This window comes from Thermoplasmata archaeon (assembly GCA_038729465.1).
Taxonomy (GTDB): Archaea; Thermoplasmatota; Thermoplasmata; order Thermoplasmatales; family ARK-15; genus JAVRLB01.
This window is the reverse complement of the sequence record JAVYRZ010000025.1, coordinates 1-18,662: the sequence shown is the minus strand read 5'-3', so window position 1 is coordinate 18,662 and position 18,662 is coordinate 1. Positions and strand designations below refer to the sequence as shown.

The window sequence follows — 18,662 nt, the reverse complement described above, 5'->3', positions numbered from 1 at the left end:
GAGGCAACTTCAAGAATGATGGAGACCTTAGAACCTCCAACCCTTTAGGGTGGGGAGTATGTCAGTATTATATATCCGTAACTAAAACTCACCAGTATCCTTGAAAATATCGCTAATTTTATGTTAGAATACATTCGTAGCCAGTATTGCAACTAAAATTATAATGTTTATTATAAAAATAAGAGAGTTTTATTGTTTTACCATATTGGCCTGAAGTCTCTCTCTAAGCTCGCTTTCAATGACTTTGTTATTTACAAGCTCCTTGGCCATGTCTTTAATTTGAGAGATGGCGTTTTCAGGATATGATATAGCGTTCCACAGACAGCTGACTTGACAGTTATTACAGCCAACCATGCAGTTCTCAGGATAGAGCACTACCGCCTTCTTCTTTTCTACATCAAACCCAAACACATTTCTTTTTTCAGAGCATGTAACCACGCACATTCCACAGCCAGTACACTTTTTTTCGTCTATGATTGGATACCATGGTATGCTAGCTCTATCTATTCCATGCCACTTTGAAAAATTAGATGCTGCCATTTTTACCACCTTTAATCTCATGATCTGGAAATTTAGCAAGCCTCTCTTCCAGCTCTTTTTTGACAGTTGGATAGATCTTGTACTTTGTGATCAGACTCATTATGAACTTTTTTGGATCTTCAGGAAACGTGATCGAGTTTTCAGGACACAGCTTGCCACAAGTAGTGCATCCTAGCACGCAACTACCAGGATTCTGAACTATCGGCATAGAGTCTTTTTCGTTCCATCCAAATACACCGTTTCCGCACGATAATAAGCACAATCCACATCCAGTGCAAGTTTCTGAATTTATAGACGGAGCCCAACTAAATTGCGCTCGATCTATAGTATGCCAGTTTTTCGCATTTGACATTTAAATCACCATAATAAGGGTATTACATTTAGATATTTAAATCTGACTATTTAATAAAAACTGGCATGTTTTAATGGTCAGGTTCTGTTTTTATCCATGAATTCGCTAATCTTTTTTTCTATCTTCTCTTTCACAGAATCTGGCATGTACTGGTCAATCTGCTTAAACACCCCGTTTTCTTCTTTGTACACATGCTGGAGCAGAAGCTCTGCAATGCTGTGCAAGTTCTGAGTCCTTTCTATACCTTCATTTGCCTTTTTCAGCAAATTTCTAATTCCGTTATGCTCTGCAAGCACCATCTTTATAGGCTCCATGTACGGCAAATATTTTTCAAGGTATGGCTTAAACGCAGGATACAGGATCTCCTCCTCGATTTTAAAATGATAGGATAAGAGAGAATTTATATGTGCTACAAAATCCGTTTCAGAAACTTTGCCAGCAAGATATCCTTCTGCTATATCTACTGTCTCAATGTGCTGGTTTCTCAAAGATTGCGTTGCAATCGAACCTTTAAAATCTATGTTTTCTTTCAAGCTCATTTTGTTTCACCTATAGTCTTTTATGTAAGGATCTTTGTCTATTTCAGCCAATGATTTGGTGATTTATGACATATTCATTCTGTTTATCTTTTAAGACTTTGACCTTTTCTTCAAGTTTTTCAATTCTCAGGACAAGCAAATCAAAGATCTCTTGATTATCCTTACACTTTACAAATATTTTATCCATGATTAGTATATTATCAATCAAATATATCCTTGTTTCGGTAAAACAAGTGATTTTTGGAGACTTTTAACAACATAATGGTGAACAGTTATAAAAATAGCTATGCCGATAATATACAGTTAGATAAAAAATATTTTTATACACAATTTTTTATGTATAATACGTATTTTTATAATATCAATTTTGTGTTAGCTATCTGCCTTATACTAAAAATGATTAAAAATATGCACTATGCTAGCTCAGATTTAAAAATGATCTAATCGTCGATTCTCGTCAAAGAAAAATACCAAAAATATAAGTAGTATTAAACATTACAATATTAAAAAGACAATCTTACAGAGGTACTGAATATGACAGAAATACAAAAAAGCAATGAAAATATAGTATATATAGGAAAGAAGCCGACCATGAACTATGTTCTTGCAGTGATCACACAGTTTAAAAACGGATCTAAGCTAGTGATCATAAAAGCGAGAGGGCATTCAATCTCTCAGGCAGTAGACATAGCAGAGATAGTTAAACATCGATTTTTGCCAGATGTAAAATCAGAGGTAAAAATAGAAACTGAGAAATTGAAAAATGAGGATGGCAGAGAAAGTAATGTATCTTCTATCGAAATTAGTATGAAGATGTAATATACCTCTTTCACTATTTTTTAATTGCTTCTAGAAACATTGCAAAACTGATATTGCAGTGGATATTTTATACCATCTTAATTTTTTCATTGGAAAGTTCAGGTAAGCAGATGATTTAATCGCTTGATTTTTTTAGCATTTTCAATGCTGTTTCTATAGCTTTATCAAGCTGTGTATCTATATTATTCATATAATCGTCAGGCGTGATGTCTATGTCGATTGTAGGGTCTGTCCCGTAATTTTCAACATTGAATTTCACATCTTTAAACCAAAATGCAAATTCTGGCTGTGTTACTATAGTTCCGTCAATGAGCAAGCGTTTTGGATTAATTCCTATCACTCCACCCCAAGTTCTCTTCCCGATGAGCGGACCTAACTTAAACAGCTTAAACGCGTGGCTAAATACATCACCGTCAGAGCCAGCATCCTCATTTGTTATGGCAACGATCGGCCCCTGCACTGATTCGTTAGGATAGCTGATGTGAAGCCCGTGTCTGGGCTCGTCAAAACCAATTACTTTCCTGTTCAGTTTTTCTAATAATAAGCTTGACACAAATCCGCCACTGTTGTATCTAATGTCTACTATTAATGCTTTCTTATTGTATTCTTCAAAATAAGATCTGTGAAACTCAGCATAACCAGTATATCCCATGTCAGGAATATGAACATATCCTACCTTATCTTCGCTCTTTTCAGATACGTACTTCTTATTCTTTTCAACCCATTCACGATATAATAACGGAGTGGGATTATCCAGCGTTTTAACAGTAATGTTATTAACAGTTCCTCCGCTTTTAATAGTAATAGATACCGGCTCGTTTGCATAGTTTATCAGTGCTCTGTTTGGAGAAAGCTCGGAATTGAGAGGCATGCCGTTTATGGCCATAATCTTATCTCCTTCTTTTACATTTAATCCGGGAGCCCGCAATGGAGATACTTGATCTAACCTGCCTTCATTAATTTTTGTAATCACGTATCCTTCTCCGTCAAACTTAAATTCAGCGCCTAAAAAGCCGATTTTCTCGGTTTTGAGGGTACTGTAATCACCACCAAGTTCATAAGCATGAGAGGTTCCCAATTCTCCCTGCAGTTCCCATATAAGATCTGATAACTCTGCGCGAGTAGTTACTTTGCTTAGCAAAGATTCATATTTTTCATAAATACGATCCCATGCGATCTTTGAAGAAGAGGTCCAGTAATTTTCTTTCATCAATCTCCATGATTCTCTTAACATCTGCTTGAACTCTTTCTCGGGCTCTATTAAAGGTTTTATTCTTTTCATATCTATATAACCTGATTCAGAGCCTGGAATATCTCCCTTGTCTTCGATTTTATCTGCTATGTTTACAACTCTGACCCCTTTGCTAGATTTATATGCCAGCCTCTTTAAATCTGCAGAAATGACAAAATCTTCAATATCCTTAACTAAAATATCGTCTTTTTTATCTTTTAATTTGTAAATATGCAGATCTCCATTATTCGGAACTGTGCTCATTGTATCTGCAGCCTTGCCTTTTATGGGTACTGACAAGTACAGTATCCCATCTTTTATGGCTAAAAGCTTAGTGTAATTTCCAGCAGGGATCGGAAATTTCACAATTCTATGTTCTAATTCTTTAAATTCTATGCTTTTGTTGGTTGAGCTATCTGACAAAGGCTCTAAAAACGGGGATCTGGTCAGGTCTGACAGTGTTATCAGATATATGTTTGCAGCCAGCGGAAAGCTGAGCTCAAACTGAACCATGTCTTCGACCGGGCTGAATCCGGTCAACGATATAAAATATAAAAACCTGCCATCTGGATCAAAAGCCGGAGAATAATCAAATCGATACGTGCTGTTAATATCCTTGAACTCCATGCTCTCCAGATCTCTAATTCTCAAATTGGTTTTATTGATCTTGTTTGATATAGAATATGCTATATACTTTCCATCTGCTGAAAATGAAATATCTTTAAACTCTCCGTTCAGAGCATGGTCTATTATTTTTACTATCTCTGTTTTTAGGTCTACCAGAACCAGATCTAGCCTGTTATTTGTCAGTATTATCTTGTCTCTGGCCGGGGAAACAGCCAGATTATTGATCAGCCCCACATTTAATTTAATATGTTTTTCCCTGTCCCCGAATATTACCAGCTCTTCAGCGTCTGAGCCATCATATATAGCACAAAATGTATGATCATCTATATATTTTGGCAATCTGTATCTAATGCTGTCTTTTACAAATACCGGCCCTTCCCAATTGTGCATATTATATATCTTGCCCCGTATATTTAACAGTATTGAATCTCCACTGATGTCCATACACTCTAAGAATTTCAGCGGTTCGTCTAAAAAACGAGGTAAAATCTGAGTTTTGCTGCTGTTTATAGATATCTCTACCTTTCTGTTATCTTTTGATGTAGGATCATAGATGTATATGTCTCCTGCCATCTGATATACTATTTTTTTGCCATCTGTCGAAGCATTGCGGACATAGTAATCTTTGTTGTTAGTATGTGCTATAAGGTCCTCTCCTGATTCGTTACAAGAATATAATCTGCCAACACCCTCGTGATCTGAAACAAAGTAAAATCTATGTTTTACAAACATTGGATCTGTCAAGTTTCCATTTATGTTGCTTAAAAACGGAACAAATTTAGCATGGTTGCGAGAAATCCAGAACTTGCCGGCAGTCCCACCACGATATCTTTTCCATTTTGCAGGATCTGCAAGGTGCCTGCCTAGCAAAATAAACTTTGAATTTATTATAATGTCATTTGCAACACCATATTTTAGTCGTTCTGGTTCTCCTCCAGATACTGGTACTTTAAACAGCTCAATCCATCTTTTAAAAGGCCTGCCGTAATCTGAGGCAAATATGACATATTTTGAATCTTCAGACCAAGCCACCAGCTTTGTAGATGCAGATTCTAAATAGGTCAATCTTTGAGGAACTCCCCCAGTAATGTTTATAAGGTATATTTCTGACCCAGAATTTGGTAAAAGAACGTTAAACGCAATCCATTTTTTATCTGGTGATATTTTTGGATACTTGACTATTCCAAAATTGGTAGTGATCCTCTGCGGTATGCTGCCTTCATTAATTAACCATAGATCATCTTCTGCAACAAATGCAATCGTGTCGTTTATTATGTGCGGATACATACAATATGCAAACATGGCTGTATTATATACAAACTAATATTTTAAACCTATGCTGCAGGTTTTGGAAAGCAGTAATATATCGTTACTTTAGCGATGATCATTGAAAAACTTTATTGTTTCATTATACTGCCTTTTTTTGTGTTCCATCTCACTAAATCCGTGTCCTTCCCTCGGAAATACGAGCAGATGAACCTCCTTTCCCATCTCCTTAACAAACCTGTAAAACTCATAATACTGCCCGATCGGCACGATTGGATCATTAATACCATGCATAAGCAGTATCGGCGTTTTTATATCATGCTTGATCCTGATCGGCGAGTATTTATCATATTTATCAAACTTGTAAGGGTCGGTATCAAAATGAATTCTGTCCCAGTCATAACCGTTCGATGTGCCATGGAAACTGATCCAGTCCGCTATGCCAAACAATGAAACTGAAGCTTTGAAAACATCTGACTTCATTATAGCCAGTGCAGACATGTATCCGCCATACGAGCCACCAGTTATGTAGATTCGATCAGTATGTATCTTTTTTGTTTTTCTTAAAAACTCTACGCCCTGAACTATATCCTCAAAATCCATGCCTCCCAGATCACCCCGGTTCGATTCTGCATAGTTTCGCCCCATGCCAACACTGCCTCTGTAATTGGGCAGAAAAACAGAGAAGTCATAGCCTAAAAATATGGACGCCCGGTCTATGAACGATGAGTATGAAAATGAGGTTGGCCCGCCATGAACGTAAACTATTAACGGATCTTCTGGATTCTTGACTCTCAATAACCCGTATATCTTTTTGCCGTCACTTGCTATCCATTCAACCAGCTTGGATGGATATTGTTCAATATCCCTTAATTTGACATTGATGTTTGATCTCTTAACACTCTTGTTTAACAACAAGATTTCTGGAGGGTTTGCAGGGTCAGAATATGTAAACACGGTTCTCTTTTTACTGTATGAAAATGATGGAGAAAAAGCAGGATATACTATACCTGTCCCTTCCCAGATCTTTTCTTTCTTGTAATATTTCAAGATCGTGAATTTTGTCTTTTCATTTTTTAGCAATATTAACTCTATGCCCTTTGAATCTTCATCAAATTCTATGTGCGAGTAACTTGCAGCATCGTTTTCTGTCAGGTTCTTGACAGTTCCATTATCAATAAGGATTACATCCCCTGAAACTACGCCGCGATCGCTCATCAATGATTCTATGAATGCAATATTGTTTCCGGATATTCTTATCTTTCCAATCTGTCTCTTCTCCGGAGCATATACTATCTTCATGTTACCCAATAAATCAACTGTGTACAATTTTGATCTGTACCATGAACTCTCCTGCGGCGCATCTGAACCCACTACGATTATATTCTTACCGTCCGTGTCAAATTCCCAGATTTGCCTGTTTTTTGTAATCTTTTTAGTTCCTTCTTTAAAATCCAAAAGATAGAGGTCATCATACTGGTCAGATTCTTCATAAAAATAGGAGTCTTCCACTTTTTCATCAACTTTTTCATGGCCCGTGAAAAGTATGTTGTTACAGTACCATTTTGCATCTTTAATATCGCCGTTAAATTTGATTGAAATCTTGTTTTTTGTGCCGACATTATAAACGTTTAGCAGGTCTTCATACACGTATAGCAATAAATCATCTTTTGAAAATGAGAGAGAATGTATTCCGTATCCCTCTATTTTTTCAAGTTCATTCAAAGACGAATCGTATATGACCAGATCTGTCTTTTCACTTTTTTTCTTGTACTCTCTAAAATTATCTGATACTACTGCCGCCACAAACTTTCCAGATGCACTTATGGAAACCTGATCTATGTTTTTTAAGCTTAGAAGATCCTCTATCGTTGGAGCTTTCATAATTATAACAATACTAAAAACATTATTTAATTTTTCCATTAAAACACGTCTTCAATTGTTCTTTGATAAGTAAATATTGTTTCATTTTACCGAAGCCATAGATTTTATCTGAATCATTTAATATGAACATTTTCTAATTTATGGGATATGTTAATTGCTAAGATTTCAACTGAAAATTCACATATATTATAGTTTTATTATGGAAAAATATAGAGTGGTCACATGGGATCTTGAAAATAAATTGAAAAGGAAAGAGAATGCATTTTGTGCGGCTATGAAAATTGTTGCTGCAAAATATAGGGGCTTGAAAATAATATCTGATGAATATAGAGAATCCGTTATTAACGCAATCATAATGCACTATCGTTTTAAACTTCAAATATTAATTTATACTTTTTCAAACAGGAAATTGTTATTAAAATGTTTATTTTTTATAATCGTCCTTTTTAATATAATAATATGATCATTATGCCATATTTATTTATAAAAATACTATTAACATTTATTTATGACTAATTTATTTAACATAATATAAATTTGAGCAATTTTTAAATATTTTATTGCTATTTCAGTTATTAATGAACAAAACTATTTTGTGTTTCGACGAGTCAAACGGATCAGTTGCTGCTGCAGAATATACAAAAAAACTGAACATTGATGATATTTTAGCGATCCTTGTTTGCCCAAAGAATGTAAAATGCCCGATCGTGTTGAACACGTTCAGCGGTCCCAAAGAATTTGATGAATTATCAGAGCTGCTGACAGACTTGAAAAACACATTGAAAGGTATATATGATGGCTCGAAAATAAATGTAGAATTAAGGCATGTTTTTACCAGCGCATCCAATCCTGGCTACGAGATTATCAAGATTGCAAACTACGAGCACGCAGATCTTATAGTGTCGGGAAGCAGAGGGCTTGGAAAGATAGGTTCGCTGTTCATGGGCAGTGTAAGCAACTACCTGATCCAGAACAGTAATGTTCCGGTGCTCGTAGTGCCGTACAAAAAATAATATTTATTTTATCTTGCTGCGCAGTTCTTTCTTGTCAATCTTGCCAGTGCTGCTTTTTGGCATGGTCTCAATGATCGTTATCTTGTCAGGCACCCACCATTTCTGTATTCTTCCAACTTCCACATACTTATCCAGATGCTCATATACATCTTTCTCTTTAATATCGCTCACGACAGTGATGAACGCGACAGGTCTTTCGCCCCACTTTTCGCTGGGTGCACCAACAACTGCAACCTCACCCACACCCTTGCACTCGCTAATCACGTTTTCGAGCACGAGCGAAGGTATGAACTCGCCACCGCTTTTCACAGCATCTTTTTCACGATCCACAATCGTTATGTACCCTTTATCATCTACTACTGCCAGGTCACCAGTGTTGAGCCAGCCACCTTTCCATAATAGTTTTGACTTTTCAGGATCTTTATAATAGCCTTTTGTAAGCCAAGGTGCATGAACCACGATCTCTCCCACGCTTTTTCGGTCCCAGGGCACCTCACTAAAATTCTGGTCTACTACTTTTAAATCTACCATCGGTACAGGTATGCCTGTAGAGATCATATACTCGAATTTCTGTTCTTCTGGTAAATTGGTAACCTTGTCATTAAATAATGCAACGGTCAACAACGGTGCGGTTTCTGAGAGCCCGTAAGCACCGATAGTAGTGATTCCAAGCGACTTTGCTTTCAGTGCTAGGCCCTTGGGCAGTGCTGCACCGCCAATGATCACTTTCCATCCTTTCAGATATTCACGATAATCTTCAATGTTCGGAGCTGTTAGAATCATGTATAGGATCGATGGAACCATTGCAGAAAACGTGACTTTTTCAGACTTGATCAGATTGAGCATTGTCGGAACATCATATCTGCCGGGCAATACATACTTGTATCCTGACAGATATGCTAAATAGGGAATACCCCATGAATGCACATGAAACATCGGTACTAAGGTCATAAATACGTCCTGGTTCGTTAAATTCAATGGCGGAATGGTCAATCCTTCCTGCAACGCTAATGTATGCATGGTCAGGTTTCGCTGTGTGAATGTCACACCTTTGGGCATGCCTGTAGTGCCTGAAGTATAGAATATTGTGGAAGTTGTGTTTTCGTCAAGGTCTGGAAATTCATATCCTGTTTTTAGGATCAGATCATCGTAGTTATAAAAGGGTTTGAGTGTTGTGGAAATCGGTTTATGATCTTCATTATACACGATCCATGCACTCACAAAATCAAACAGACTCTGGCTCTTTTCCAGCACAGGCAAGAACTCGTCTCTCAAAATTACGTATTTATCCTCTGCATGATGCATGGTATAATAGATCAGCTCTGGAGGGTATCGGATGTTTACAGTGTGCATTATAGCACCGAGCATGGGTATTGCAAAATAACATTCCATATACCTGTTTGTGTCCCAGTCTATTACAGCCACAATATCTCCTTTCTTCACTCCTATGCTCTCGAGCCCTGCTGCCAGCCCTGACACTCTCTTGTAAAATTCTCTAAACGTGTATTTTTCCTTGTTTCTGTAATTTATTTCTCTGTCTCCATAGTTTCTCAGTGTGTTTGCAAAAAGGTTTTTAAAATTTAGTTGATAACTATATTCACTATCCATATTTTTATTATAATATTATTGTATTATTTAAACATTTTTTCAATATTTAATTATATTTTTAAAAATTATTTTTAGCCTTTTGCAGTTTTCATTCTCAGCTTCAGCTCTTCTATGATTCCCACATCATCAGGTCTCATCTCGCGATAGTTTGCAAGATGGTAGCTTAAGTAGTCACCGTAGTGGATCAGGTAAAACAACTTTTCAAAGATCGAACTTCCTATGGGATCGATCATTACAAAAAATGTTTTTGTTATGTCTGCTGTTATGCTGATCCTCTTTTTTATCTTATCATTTGAAGATGAAAATGTGAAAAATATGAAATTGCTCTTTCTGTAAGTGTCTCTCAGTGGCATGGTATCATTATGGTTCAGCTCTGGAAAAGAGTTTGAATATGCGATGATCTTTGAGTTTTCATTAAACTGGGTTTTCCAGCGATACGCCACCGCCTTGAACGGATAGTGCCCATAAATCACGGGAATGCTGTTATCTTTAAAAATCTCGTAAGCCTGCGCTTTTATATGCTCATTGTTCTGGTCCATTTCATCCAGTATGCGATGCACATTGTCAATTCTCTTTTTGCTCTGCGGCATAAACGTGTTTAAAAGAGGCATGAGCATGTACCCGATCGAAGAGCGGGGCTGCAATCCTTTCGGCACAGTTACATTCTGCACACCTTTTTCCCCCAGCTTTCCGCCAGACGTGATCGCGAGCACGGTCGCTTTTTTCTCTATAGCTAAATCTGTGGCATTAAGTGTTTCTTCCGTGTTTCCAGAATAACTTATGGATATGAATAATGTTTTTTCGTTCACAAAATCTGGTATGTAATAGTCGTCAACTAGAACAACCGGCTTGAGCGTGTAAAGTTCCTTAAATATGCTACCTACTATGCCAGATCCTCCCATACCTGCAATGACTATATTTTCGTAATCTTTGTCAATATTAAACTTTGAATCAAACTTAACCTGCTCTTTAAGTGTCTTGAGCTCCTCGATGAATTTCATGATAACACTATTATGAACGATGATATATTAATATTTTCACTTTTTATGTTTCATAAAGTACTGAATCAGGTTATTTTCTGCCTCTATGTACGATTCTAAAGTACCCACGTCCCACCAGTAACCACTCTTCATTAATTTTCCATACAGCTTTTTCTCTCTCGCAAGCATTGGAAACAGATCATGTTCGATCTTGAATTTTCGAGTGACCATATATTTAGATCTCACATTTATAAAATCACGGTCAAAAATATAGAATCCAACATTTACATACCCACCTTTTCGGTACGTTGTCTTTTCTAAAAATTTTGTTACAATCTCTCCATCTACCTCAATCTGCCCAAACCTTTTCACCAGCTCTGGATCTTCAAATTTTATTAAGGACATGCTTACATACGGTCTCTTGTTCCTGTGAAACTCATATAACATGGCAAGATCTAGATCTGTTACTATATCTCCATTTAAAACAATGTAATCATCAGTCTTGTTAATTTCTTCAAACGCTATTGAGAGATCGCCTCCGGTTTCCCAGCCTAACCCTCTGATCACAGACACGTTTTCCAAGTTCGCTTTTTTTATGTATGTGGTTACAAGATCAGCATGCTCAGATACTACTACATAGGTATGTTCTACATCTACATTTTTTATGTTATCAAGCAGATATTCTAAAACAACCTTACCGTTAACGGGCAATAAAACTTTGGGTATTGCGTATGTTAACGGTCTCAACCTAGTTCCCTGCCCGGCAGCCAGTATTATTGATATCATTGAAAATATGATTGTTTATCAATATTTAAATATTCTTTAAATTTTCAGTAATTGTAAAAACTTATGACCTGTTTAATGTTGCAGTCATACAGTGCGCTCCACCATAGCCGCCTGTTAATTCTATCAGATCTGCATTTATGAAATCTATACCTTCTCTTTTCAGGTCCGGCCTGTTTGGAAATATAGAATTACCTATCTTCTCTAGCTCTTTTTTTACAACATTCTCGGTGGCGACATCAAATGCCCTAATTGACAACAATCGCTCAATTACTTTTTTTACATTCACCGTAATAATCTTCTTATCTTTTATAGTCAGGAAATTTGATGAATATGCTAATTGTTCCGGTATTGAAAGATCTATAAAATTAAAATCTTTGGACCTTAAATAGTCAAAAAGCGTGGTTTTTCCCAGATTCTCATAATTGCCAGCAGATCGCTTTGCAAATATCTGCGCTTTTGCCCTCTTCGCAAGATATGTCGATGTTATTGCAAGACCGTCTCCAGCTATGTTAAAATAGGTGTCAAGATGCATGTTTACCATCTTGTCATTTTTTGAAAAATCGTAAATTGGGTTTTCAACAACTAGAATCTCGTCTGTTTCAATCTTTCCCGATTTCATTGCATGTAACGCCCCTTTTTCATCAGTTCTTGATCCAGTACCTATAATTGCAAATTTATCCGCCGGCATGAAATCACCGCCCTCAAAATGTGCACCTTTTGGAATATTAAAAGCATTGTTTTCTCCAAAAATGTTTTTGATTACAAACATAGTAAGATCTATCTCTCTTTTTCTCTGCTCCATTTTCATATTTCCTATTATTACTCCGTTTCCTGCTACTGCCTGTTGATCCCGCATAAAATATAAGTTTGCAAGAGGCAAGTTAGAGTAAACAGATGGATACTCTATGGTTCCTATGTTGCTTTTAAACACTATTGAAGGCTCAAGAACCATCAGGTCAAATAATGTTTTACTGTCCAGGTTTCCTATGTTCTTTTTTAGCTCTATTTCAGCATCTTTTTTCACTTTTATATTTCCATAAAAGCGAATTTTGGAAATCAGGTAATCGATAATATTATCCCTGAACAATCCTGAATATTCTGCATTTTTTACAATTTCATGTTCTAATCTGTAAACTTGCACATTGTTTTGTTTTAGTATCTCTTCGAGTTTTATGTGCTCTTCTATTGCTTTCTGCACTCTGTAAACACGCTCAAAAAGAAAAGCCTTGGGTGTAAGCATAGCATATTCTATTTCTACCGAAGGCCTGTGAATCATTACTTCATTTAATGTTTGCCATTCTGCTTTTGCGATCATAAAATGGCTAATATTATTGCATTACTTAATGGTTTTTAAATATTGATGAGGTATTAAAAAATTTTTCAGGGAACTTTTGTAATATTTAATTTTTTCATCATTCATATTTTTTATTATATATCTAAGAAACTACTGAAAGTTTGAAAATATCGCTACAATCTGCTATTTTCATATTAACATAAATTTTATCTTTGTATATAGAACCCGCTAATACAGCGGCAGCATAAAAGCATGAAAAGGCAGGACTAAACATACTAATTATCAAGTAAGGAACATATCATGAACATTGCCAAAATACAAATCATAAGAGTGTTTCAACCATTTTAAAATATGTGTAAAGGTTTAAATCAATATGCTAAAGAAACAAAAGCTAGCCTATACTCTTCTTTAGAACATTATAAACAATGGCAAGTTAGATGCTAAAACGATAAATGCAATGTTTCAGCTGCAGCTGAAAATATCTAAAAAATATTCTGGTATAATGTTTCCAATATTCAAAATATGATTTGGGTCTAAAACATGCTTGATCCTGGCAATATCCATTAACCCTTCTTTTCCATACATTAACTCTATCAATGGTTTTTTCTCGTTGTTTTCTATGTAAAATTTTTTTCCAACACCATGCTCAGCAGTAACAGTGCCACCTAGCTCAACGCCTCTTTTCCATAATAATAAGCAAGCAGCTATTGCTGATTTTAGCTCTTGTTGATTTGCCGGTATAAAGTTGAAATGGAGATGATTATCGCCTATATGTCCGAACAATGCATATTTCACATTTGCAAAGTCTCCAATATTATGATACACTTCAAGCATTTCGTCTAGTTTTCCTTCTGGTACAGCAATGTCAGTTGCAACTTTTGGTAAATTTAAACTCCTTAATTTATGGTTTATGGACTCTGGAAGAGAATGCCTAATATCTTTTGCCTCATCTTCAGACAACAAGATCGTGTTAATGCTGAATCCTTTATTGGAAAATAAATACTCACAGTTTTTAACAAGATCCAAAATATGATACAATTTTTCCTTGTTCAGTAGGTTTAATTCAAAATAGATTATGCTTTTTGAACCGGTCGGTATTTTTTTGGGATATGTTTCCCGGATCAGTTCTATTGAATGGCTATCAAAAAATTCTATAGCCAGTATCTGCGCATCTTTTTCTGTTTTCAGTTTTTTTACCAGCTCTATCGCCGCTGCCTCACTATTGTAAACTGCAAAAAAAGTATAGGCATCTGAAGGCTTAGCTAGCAACTTTACTTCTATCTCTGTGATTAACCCTAATGTTCCCTCTGCACCAATAAACAGATCTATGAGATCCATTCCCGGCCTGTTAAAATACCCTGCTGCATTTTTTTTAACGTTTGGCATTATATATCTTGGTAACTTTATTTCATACTTTATTTTGCCGTCTTTCATTATTTTGAATCTATTGTTTTTGGCAAAAACTTCACCCCTTTTTATGTTTAATACCTCTCCCTCAGGAATTACTACTCTGATCCGTTTCACATAATCTCTTGTACTGCCATAATAATAAGTTCTCGCACCAGAAGCATTTGTAGCTACCGTGCCACCGAGCGATGCTGAACTCTCTGTCGGATCTGGAGGATAGTAAAATCCGTTCTGTTCTACCAATTTTTTAAATAATCCTAAAGATATTCCTGGCGGCGCTATTGCATAAGGACCATCTTTATCATAGCCTATGAAAATAGTACCATCATTTTTAATATCTTTAAAACTGATCATTTTTCCAGTGTTTGAAAGCGATAATACATGCGTGAAAAGCTCAGTGCTCAAAACAGAGCCACCCAAAGGCACTCTGGAACCAGTAACACTAGTTCCAGCCCCTGAAATAGTTATCTTAATTTTTTTATTGTTTGCCTCTTTAAATATTTCCGAAACCTGGTGTTCGTCTGTTGGATATAAAACAGAATCTGCAATGCCATGAAAAATTGATGATTCGTCCATCAAATAGTTTTCAATTGTTGCTCTTTCATCAGTCCTGATTAAAACATTGTCATTCGTATCTTCCATCTTTGGAACGCATGTATTAATTATATTTACTTCAATAGTTATTCACCATTATAATTAATCGTAAATTCAATATTTAAAAGTTTTCAACTAGCTTTTACTGTTATTTGTATAAGAGTAAGATCATTAAAAAAATCTACATATGTTCGAAGGTATAGGAAAAATATAGAAAAACTCTCTCAGCCAAAATCCAGTATAGATCACTTTTATTTATCGCATTTATTCAACGATGCTTGACAAGTCAAATAATATCAAAAAAATCAAGAAAAATCTAAAGAATTATAGTTTTCTAAAAATGAGTTTATTGATTCTATGTCAAATTTCTCTGGATCATAGTCTTCTCCCGCCCACTCTTTCATACTTTCATGCTCTCTATTAGATGGGTCTGATAGTACCTCTAAAAGCTCGTAATAGCCATATACACCGCCACAATATTCTAGTGGGCAAGCTCGTTTTCCACCAATACATTTTGGATAAGTTTCTCCAGGATCCTGAGGAATTATCTTTTCTATCAAAATGTTATGTTCCCAGTTATCACCGAAATCATATGTGTATGTCATTTTTGGAGATTTTCCCATAAAAAAAAGATTGTTTAATCTCGTTTTTCTGGAATCCATTTCATCAAAAAAGTTATCTTCGTCGGGTAAGCTAAAACTTTGCCCATTAATCATGAACCTGTATAGATGATAATTTTCCCACCCCATTGCGGCCTGAATAACAAGATGCAACTGGTGAAGTGAAAAATCTGTAGGTACTAGTACTCTCCTCCATATTGACGGACGAATGCCTTTCAATGATATCTTAATTTGAAATAACAGCTTTACTTGCTTAGCTTTTGATTTAACCATTTTTTTCACATTAATAACAAATGATCTCGATGGATAATATTAATGCATAGTGATAGATAAATATCTCTTAAAAGGGATGTTGTGCATTCTTCGTTGAAATATTATCTGTTAACAAGGCTACATATTTCGATAACGATCCAGATTAAATGGCCCGGATAAAAACTATGAGCATATTCAAAATGAAATAATATTTACATATCAACAGAGATTTGACAAGATATAGCAAATATGTGCTCTAATCAATCTGGAGAATATAACAAAAAAGAAGATTGCAGTTTAATTATTGTAAAAATTAATCATTTTTGTTTCCAGCTAAATAGTCTCGCTGCAACGAAAAATATAATCAGCGATGATACTGCCAGCAATATAATCTGTAAATAGATGGTATAGTAATTGCCATAAATAAGCGTTGAATTCAAAGCAGTAATAAAATAGGTCAATGGCAGGAATTTGGATATGATCTGCAAATATTGTGGAGCAAATGCCAGCGGAAAAAACACGCCAGAAAGAAACATCATTGGAAACAGTATCAGGTTTCCGACCACTGATACAGTTTCTTCGTTGTCAGACACAAGACCTGCAAGTATTCCTAAGCCCATGAAGAATATTAACCCTGCAAAAACAATCACACCGGACAGTAAAATCGTGACTGGCGTAAATATCAAAGACGCACCAAATACCTCGATCGCTATCAATACAAGAATTATGTCTGATATAATTAACATTACGAATGAATGAAGTATGTTTGCAACCATCCACTCTGATTTGGTAAGGCCACTGAAAGAAAGCTGCCTAAATATCTTCTCTTTTCTGTAGTTTGGAACCTGATAAACCATGTTAAACATCGTTGTCAATACTGTAAATCCTATGAGCCCTGGTACATAATAGTTTACAGTCTTGTCTGACGTAGTAGATGCCACCTGCGAGCTCAAAACCAGCTTCTGAGACACATTTGCAAATTTGTAATTGACCTGGGTAAGTATGCCATTTAGCATCTGAAAATTGGTACTTGCAACCGTGGGGCTGGCCTCTCCCTGAAGAACGAGATACCCCTGCTTTCCCGAGTAAATGGCAGACGTGAAATTAGCAGGTATAAACAACGCTGCACCTATCGAATTGTTAACAATGTAATCATGCAGATTGACATTTTGCCCTATAACTTTCACATGGAAAAGCCCAGATTCATTTACTGCAGATATTATGCCCCAAGAAACAGAGGAAGGACTATCATTTTGCACGATCAAAGTGGAGGGAGTATAAGATGATCCAGAAAAAATAGCACCGAAGAGCAACATTAAAATTACTGGAAATGCAATCTGAAAAAATATGGCAGATCGTGATCTGAAATATGATTTAGCGTGAAGAATAAAATAGGCTGAAATATTACTCATTTTCATCTTCTTCAATCTCTCCTACCATCTTTATAAACACGTCTTCTAGAGACTCTCTCTTTAACGTAAAGTCTTCAAATTTTGCTTTTTTGTCGTACAGAAAATTGATTAGCGTTGTGGAATCTTTGATATCATTTAAACTTACATCTATATACGCACCGTCTCTGATTGCATTGAATCCTGCTTGTTTAATCATATTCTCTATCTCTACACCACCGCGTATTATAAGCCGGTCATTTTCATGATGTCTTTCAACAATCTCTTTTGGCGTACCTGAATCAATGATCTTTCCATGATTCATTATCGCAACTCTCTCTGCCAGCAATTCTGCCTCCTCAAGATAATGAGTGGTCAGAAGTATGCTCTTTCCTTTCTTTTTTAAATTTTCTATTACTTTCCATATGTTTCTTCGTGCTCTTGGATCAAGTCCTGACGTGGGTTCATCTAGATACAATATTTCTGGATCATTGACCAGAGACAAGGCAAGGCCAAGTTTCTGTCTCTGGCCTCCTGAAAGCGATTGGTATGGCGTGTTGATCTTTTCACTTAAATCCACAAGTTCAAGGATCTCTTTTATCTCTGCAGAAGCGTGCATGGTTTTTTTGTAGAAATTGAGCGCTTCTAGTGGTGTGCTATTATAAATAAACGAGAAATCTTGAGGCAATATCCCAACTTTAAAAATTAAGCTCTTGCTTTTTTCAGGATCTTCTCCCAGCACCATAACAGTACCAGAGGTTCTTTTTCTAACACCTTCAAGAATCTCTACAGTTGTGGTTTTGCCAGCACCATTGGGACCTAGAAGACTAAATACCTCTCCTCTCTCTATCTGAAAATCAATGCCATTAACAGCAGTAAAATCGCCATATTTCTTTACTAAACTTGAAACTGTTATTACAGGTTGTGTCATTTTAGGCACTCAAATTATTTCTGTTATTTAATACTTTGTTCAATTGCTCGTTTGTTAATTAAATCAATCATATGATAATTCCATAAAAAATTATCAAAAAATATCATCGATAGCCTTAATTGGAAACATTTTTAAGGAACAGATCCAGTTTTAGCTTTGGACAATCAATATAAATTGATGATTTTACATAAACGAAAAAGAATACAATTGTACTTTCAAAAGGTGCTCATCTAGAAAAAAAGTTCTACTGGAAAGATTTAGATGGTTAAAATTCTATGTATTTCGTGCATTTTAATATATTGGAGAATTATAATCCTGAAATGAATCTTAACACCTGCAATACAGAGAATATGTAGACCTGCATCTCTTAAAAAATATGTGCACTTTTTCTGATTTTTCAGGTATATTGATCATCCAGGGTTCTCTGTGACCTGATTATACTTATAAGATTGCTTTTTTTGAACAAGTTCTTACCTGTTATTCTATTATTTATATAACTCATTGCCTCACTCAAGCTCTCAAAGGTTCTAT

General features: G+C 35.8%; 15 protein-coding genes. 2 read left to right on the top strand and 13 right to left on the bottom strand.

The genetic code is table 11. The features are described 5' to 3' along the window. Positions 1 to 189: 189 nt before the first annotated feature. From QXQ25_06120 to QXQ25_06110, 3 genes are all read right to left on the bottom strand, one after another. Positions 190 to 540: a ferredoxin family protein gene (locus QXQ25_06120; GenBank protein ID MEM0161277.1), complete on the bottom strand. Its 351-nt coding sequence runs from the start codon at positions 538 to 540 to the stop codon at positions 190 to 192. Further along, complete coding sequence (locus QXQ25_06115; protein MEM0161276.1) at positions 527 to 892, bottom strand: 4Fe-4S binding protein; 366 nt, start codon at positions 890 to 892, stop codon at positions 527 to 529. The genes QXQ25_06120 and QXQ25_06115 overlap by 14 nt, the downstream gene beginning before the upstream one ends. 77 nt (positions 893 to 969) lie before the next feature. After that, positions 970 to 1,431 carry a hemerythrin domain-containing protein gene (locus tag QXQ25_06110; GenBank protein MEM0161275.1) on the bottom strand — a complete coding sequence of 154 codons (462 nt, stop codon included), beginning with the start codon at positions 1,429 to 1,431 and terminating at the stop codon, positions 970 to 972. 534 nt (positions 1,432 to 1,965) lie between these two features. Here QXQ25_06110 and albA point away from each other — a divergent pair. Next, positions 1,966 to 2,250, top strand: coding sequence for a DNA-binding protein Alba (albA, locus tag QXQ25_06105; protein MEM0161274.1), 285 nt, complete (start codon positions 1,966 to 1,968; stop codon positions 2,248 to 2,250). A gap of 115 nt (positions 2,251 to 2,365) precedes the next feature. On the opposite strand, the gene QXQ25_06100 is transcribed toward albA, so the two are convergent. Further along, a complete protein-coding gene (locus tag QXQ25_06100) occupies positions 2,366 to 5,410 on the bottom strand; it encodes a S41 family peptidase (GenBank protein ID MEM0161273.1) in 3,045 nt (1,014 codons plus the stop codon). 72 nt (positions 5,411 to 5,482) lie between these two features. Further along, complete coding sequence (locus tag QXQ25_06095) at positions 5,483 to 7,258, bottom strand: S9 family peptidase (GenBank protein MEM0161272.1); 1,776 nt, start codon at positions 7,256 to 7,258, stop codon at positions 5,483 to 5,485. 578 nt (positions 7,259 to 7,836) lie between these two features. Between QXQ25_06095 and QXQ25_06090 the strand changes: the two genes are divergently transcribed. Next, complete coding sequence (locus QXQ25_06090) at positions 7,837 to 8,271, top strand: universal stress protein (GenBank protein MEM0161271.1); 435 nt, start codon at positions 7,837 to 7,839, stop codon at positions 8,269 to 8,271. Positions 8,272 to 8,274: 3 nt separating this feature from the next. Here the strand turns inward: QXQ25_06090 and QXQ25_06085 are convergent, their stop codons facing one another. The 8 genes from QXQ25_06085 to QXQ25_06050 all read right to left on the bottom strand — a co-directional run bounded on the left by QXQ25_06085 (position 8,275) and on the right by QXQ25_06050 (position 18,131). Beyond that, entirely contained in the window at positions 8,275 to 9,879 is a 1,605-nt protein-coding gene (locus QXQ25_06085) for a fatty acid--CoA ligase (GenBank protein MEM0161270.1), read from the bottom strand. A 71-nt stretch (positions 9,880 to 9,950) separates the two neighbouring features. Then, the gene (locus QXQ25_06080; protein MEM0161269.1) at positions 9,951 to 10,880 is read right to left on the bottom strand and encodes a bifunctional phosphoglucose/phosphomannose isomerase; all 930 of its coding nucleotides are present in this window, start codon (positions 10,878 to 10,880) and stop codon (positions 9,951 to 9,953) included. Positions 10,881 to 10,916: 36 nt separating this feature from the next. Beyond that, complete coding sequence (locus QXQ25_06075; GenBank protein ID MEM0161268.1) at positions 10,917 to 11,645, bottom strand: nucleotidyltransferase family protein; 729 nt, start codon at positions 11,643 to 11,645, stop codon at positions 10,917 to 10,919. 61 nt (positions 11,646 to 11,706) lie between these two features. Further along, positions 11,707 to 12,960, bottom strand: a complete 1,254-nt coding sequence (locus QXQ25_06070) for an arginine deiminase family protein (GenBank protein ID MEM0161267.1) — start codon at positions 12,958 to 12,960, stop codon at positions 11,707 to 11,709. Between the two features lie 441 nt (positions 12,961 to 13,401). Further along, positions 13,402 to 14,988, bottom strand: coding sequence for an FAD-binding oxidoreductase (locus QXQ25_06065; protein ID MEM0161266.1), 1,587 nt, complete (start codon positions 14,986 to 14,988; stop codon positions 13,402 to 13,404). A gap of 257 nt (positions 14,989 to 15,245) precedes the next feature. Further along, on the bottom strand, positions 15,246 to 15,833 hold the full coding sequence (locus tag QXQ25_06060; protein MEM0161265.1) for a plasmid pRiA4b ORF-3 family protein: 588 nt from the start codon (positions 15,831 to 15,833) through the stop codon (positions 15,246 to 15,248). 296 nt (positions 15,834 to 16,129) lie between these two features. Beyond that, complete coding sequence (locus QXQ25_06055; GenBank protein MEM0161264.1) at positions 16,130 to 17,224, bottom strand: ABC transporter permease; 1,095 nt, start codon at positions 17,222 to 17,224, stop codon at positions 16,130 to 16,132. Next, positions 17,217 to 18,131, bottom strand: a complete 915-nt coding sequence (locus QXQ25_06050; GenBank protein MEM0161263.1) for an ABC transporter ATP-binding protein — start codon at positions 18,129 to 18,131, stop codon at positions 17,217 to 17,219. The genes QXQ25_06055 and QXQ25_06050 overlap by 8 nt, the downstream gene beginning before the upstream one ends. Positions 18,132 to 18,662 lie beyond the last annotated feature (531 nt).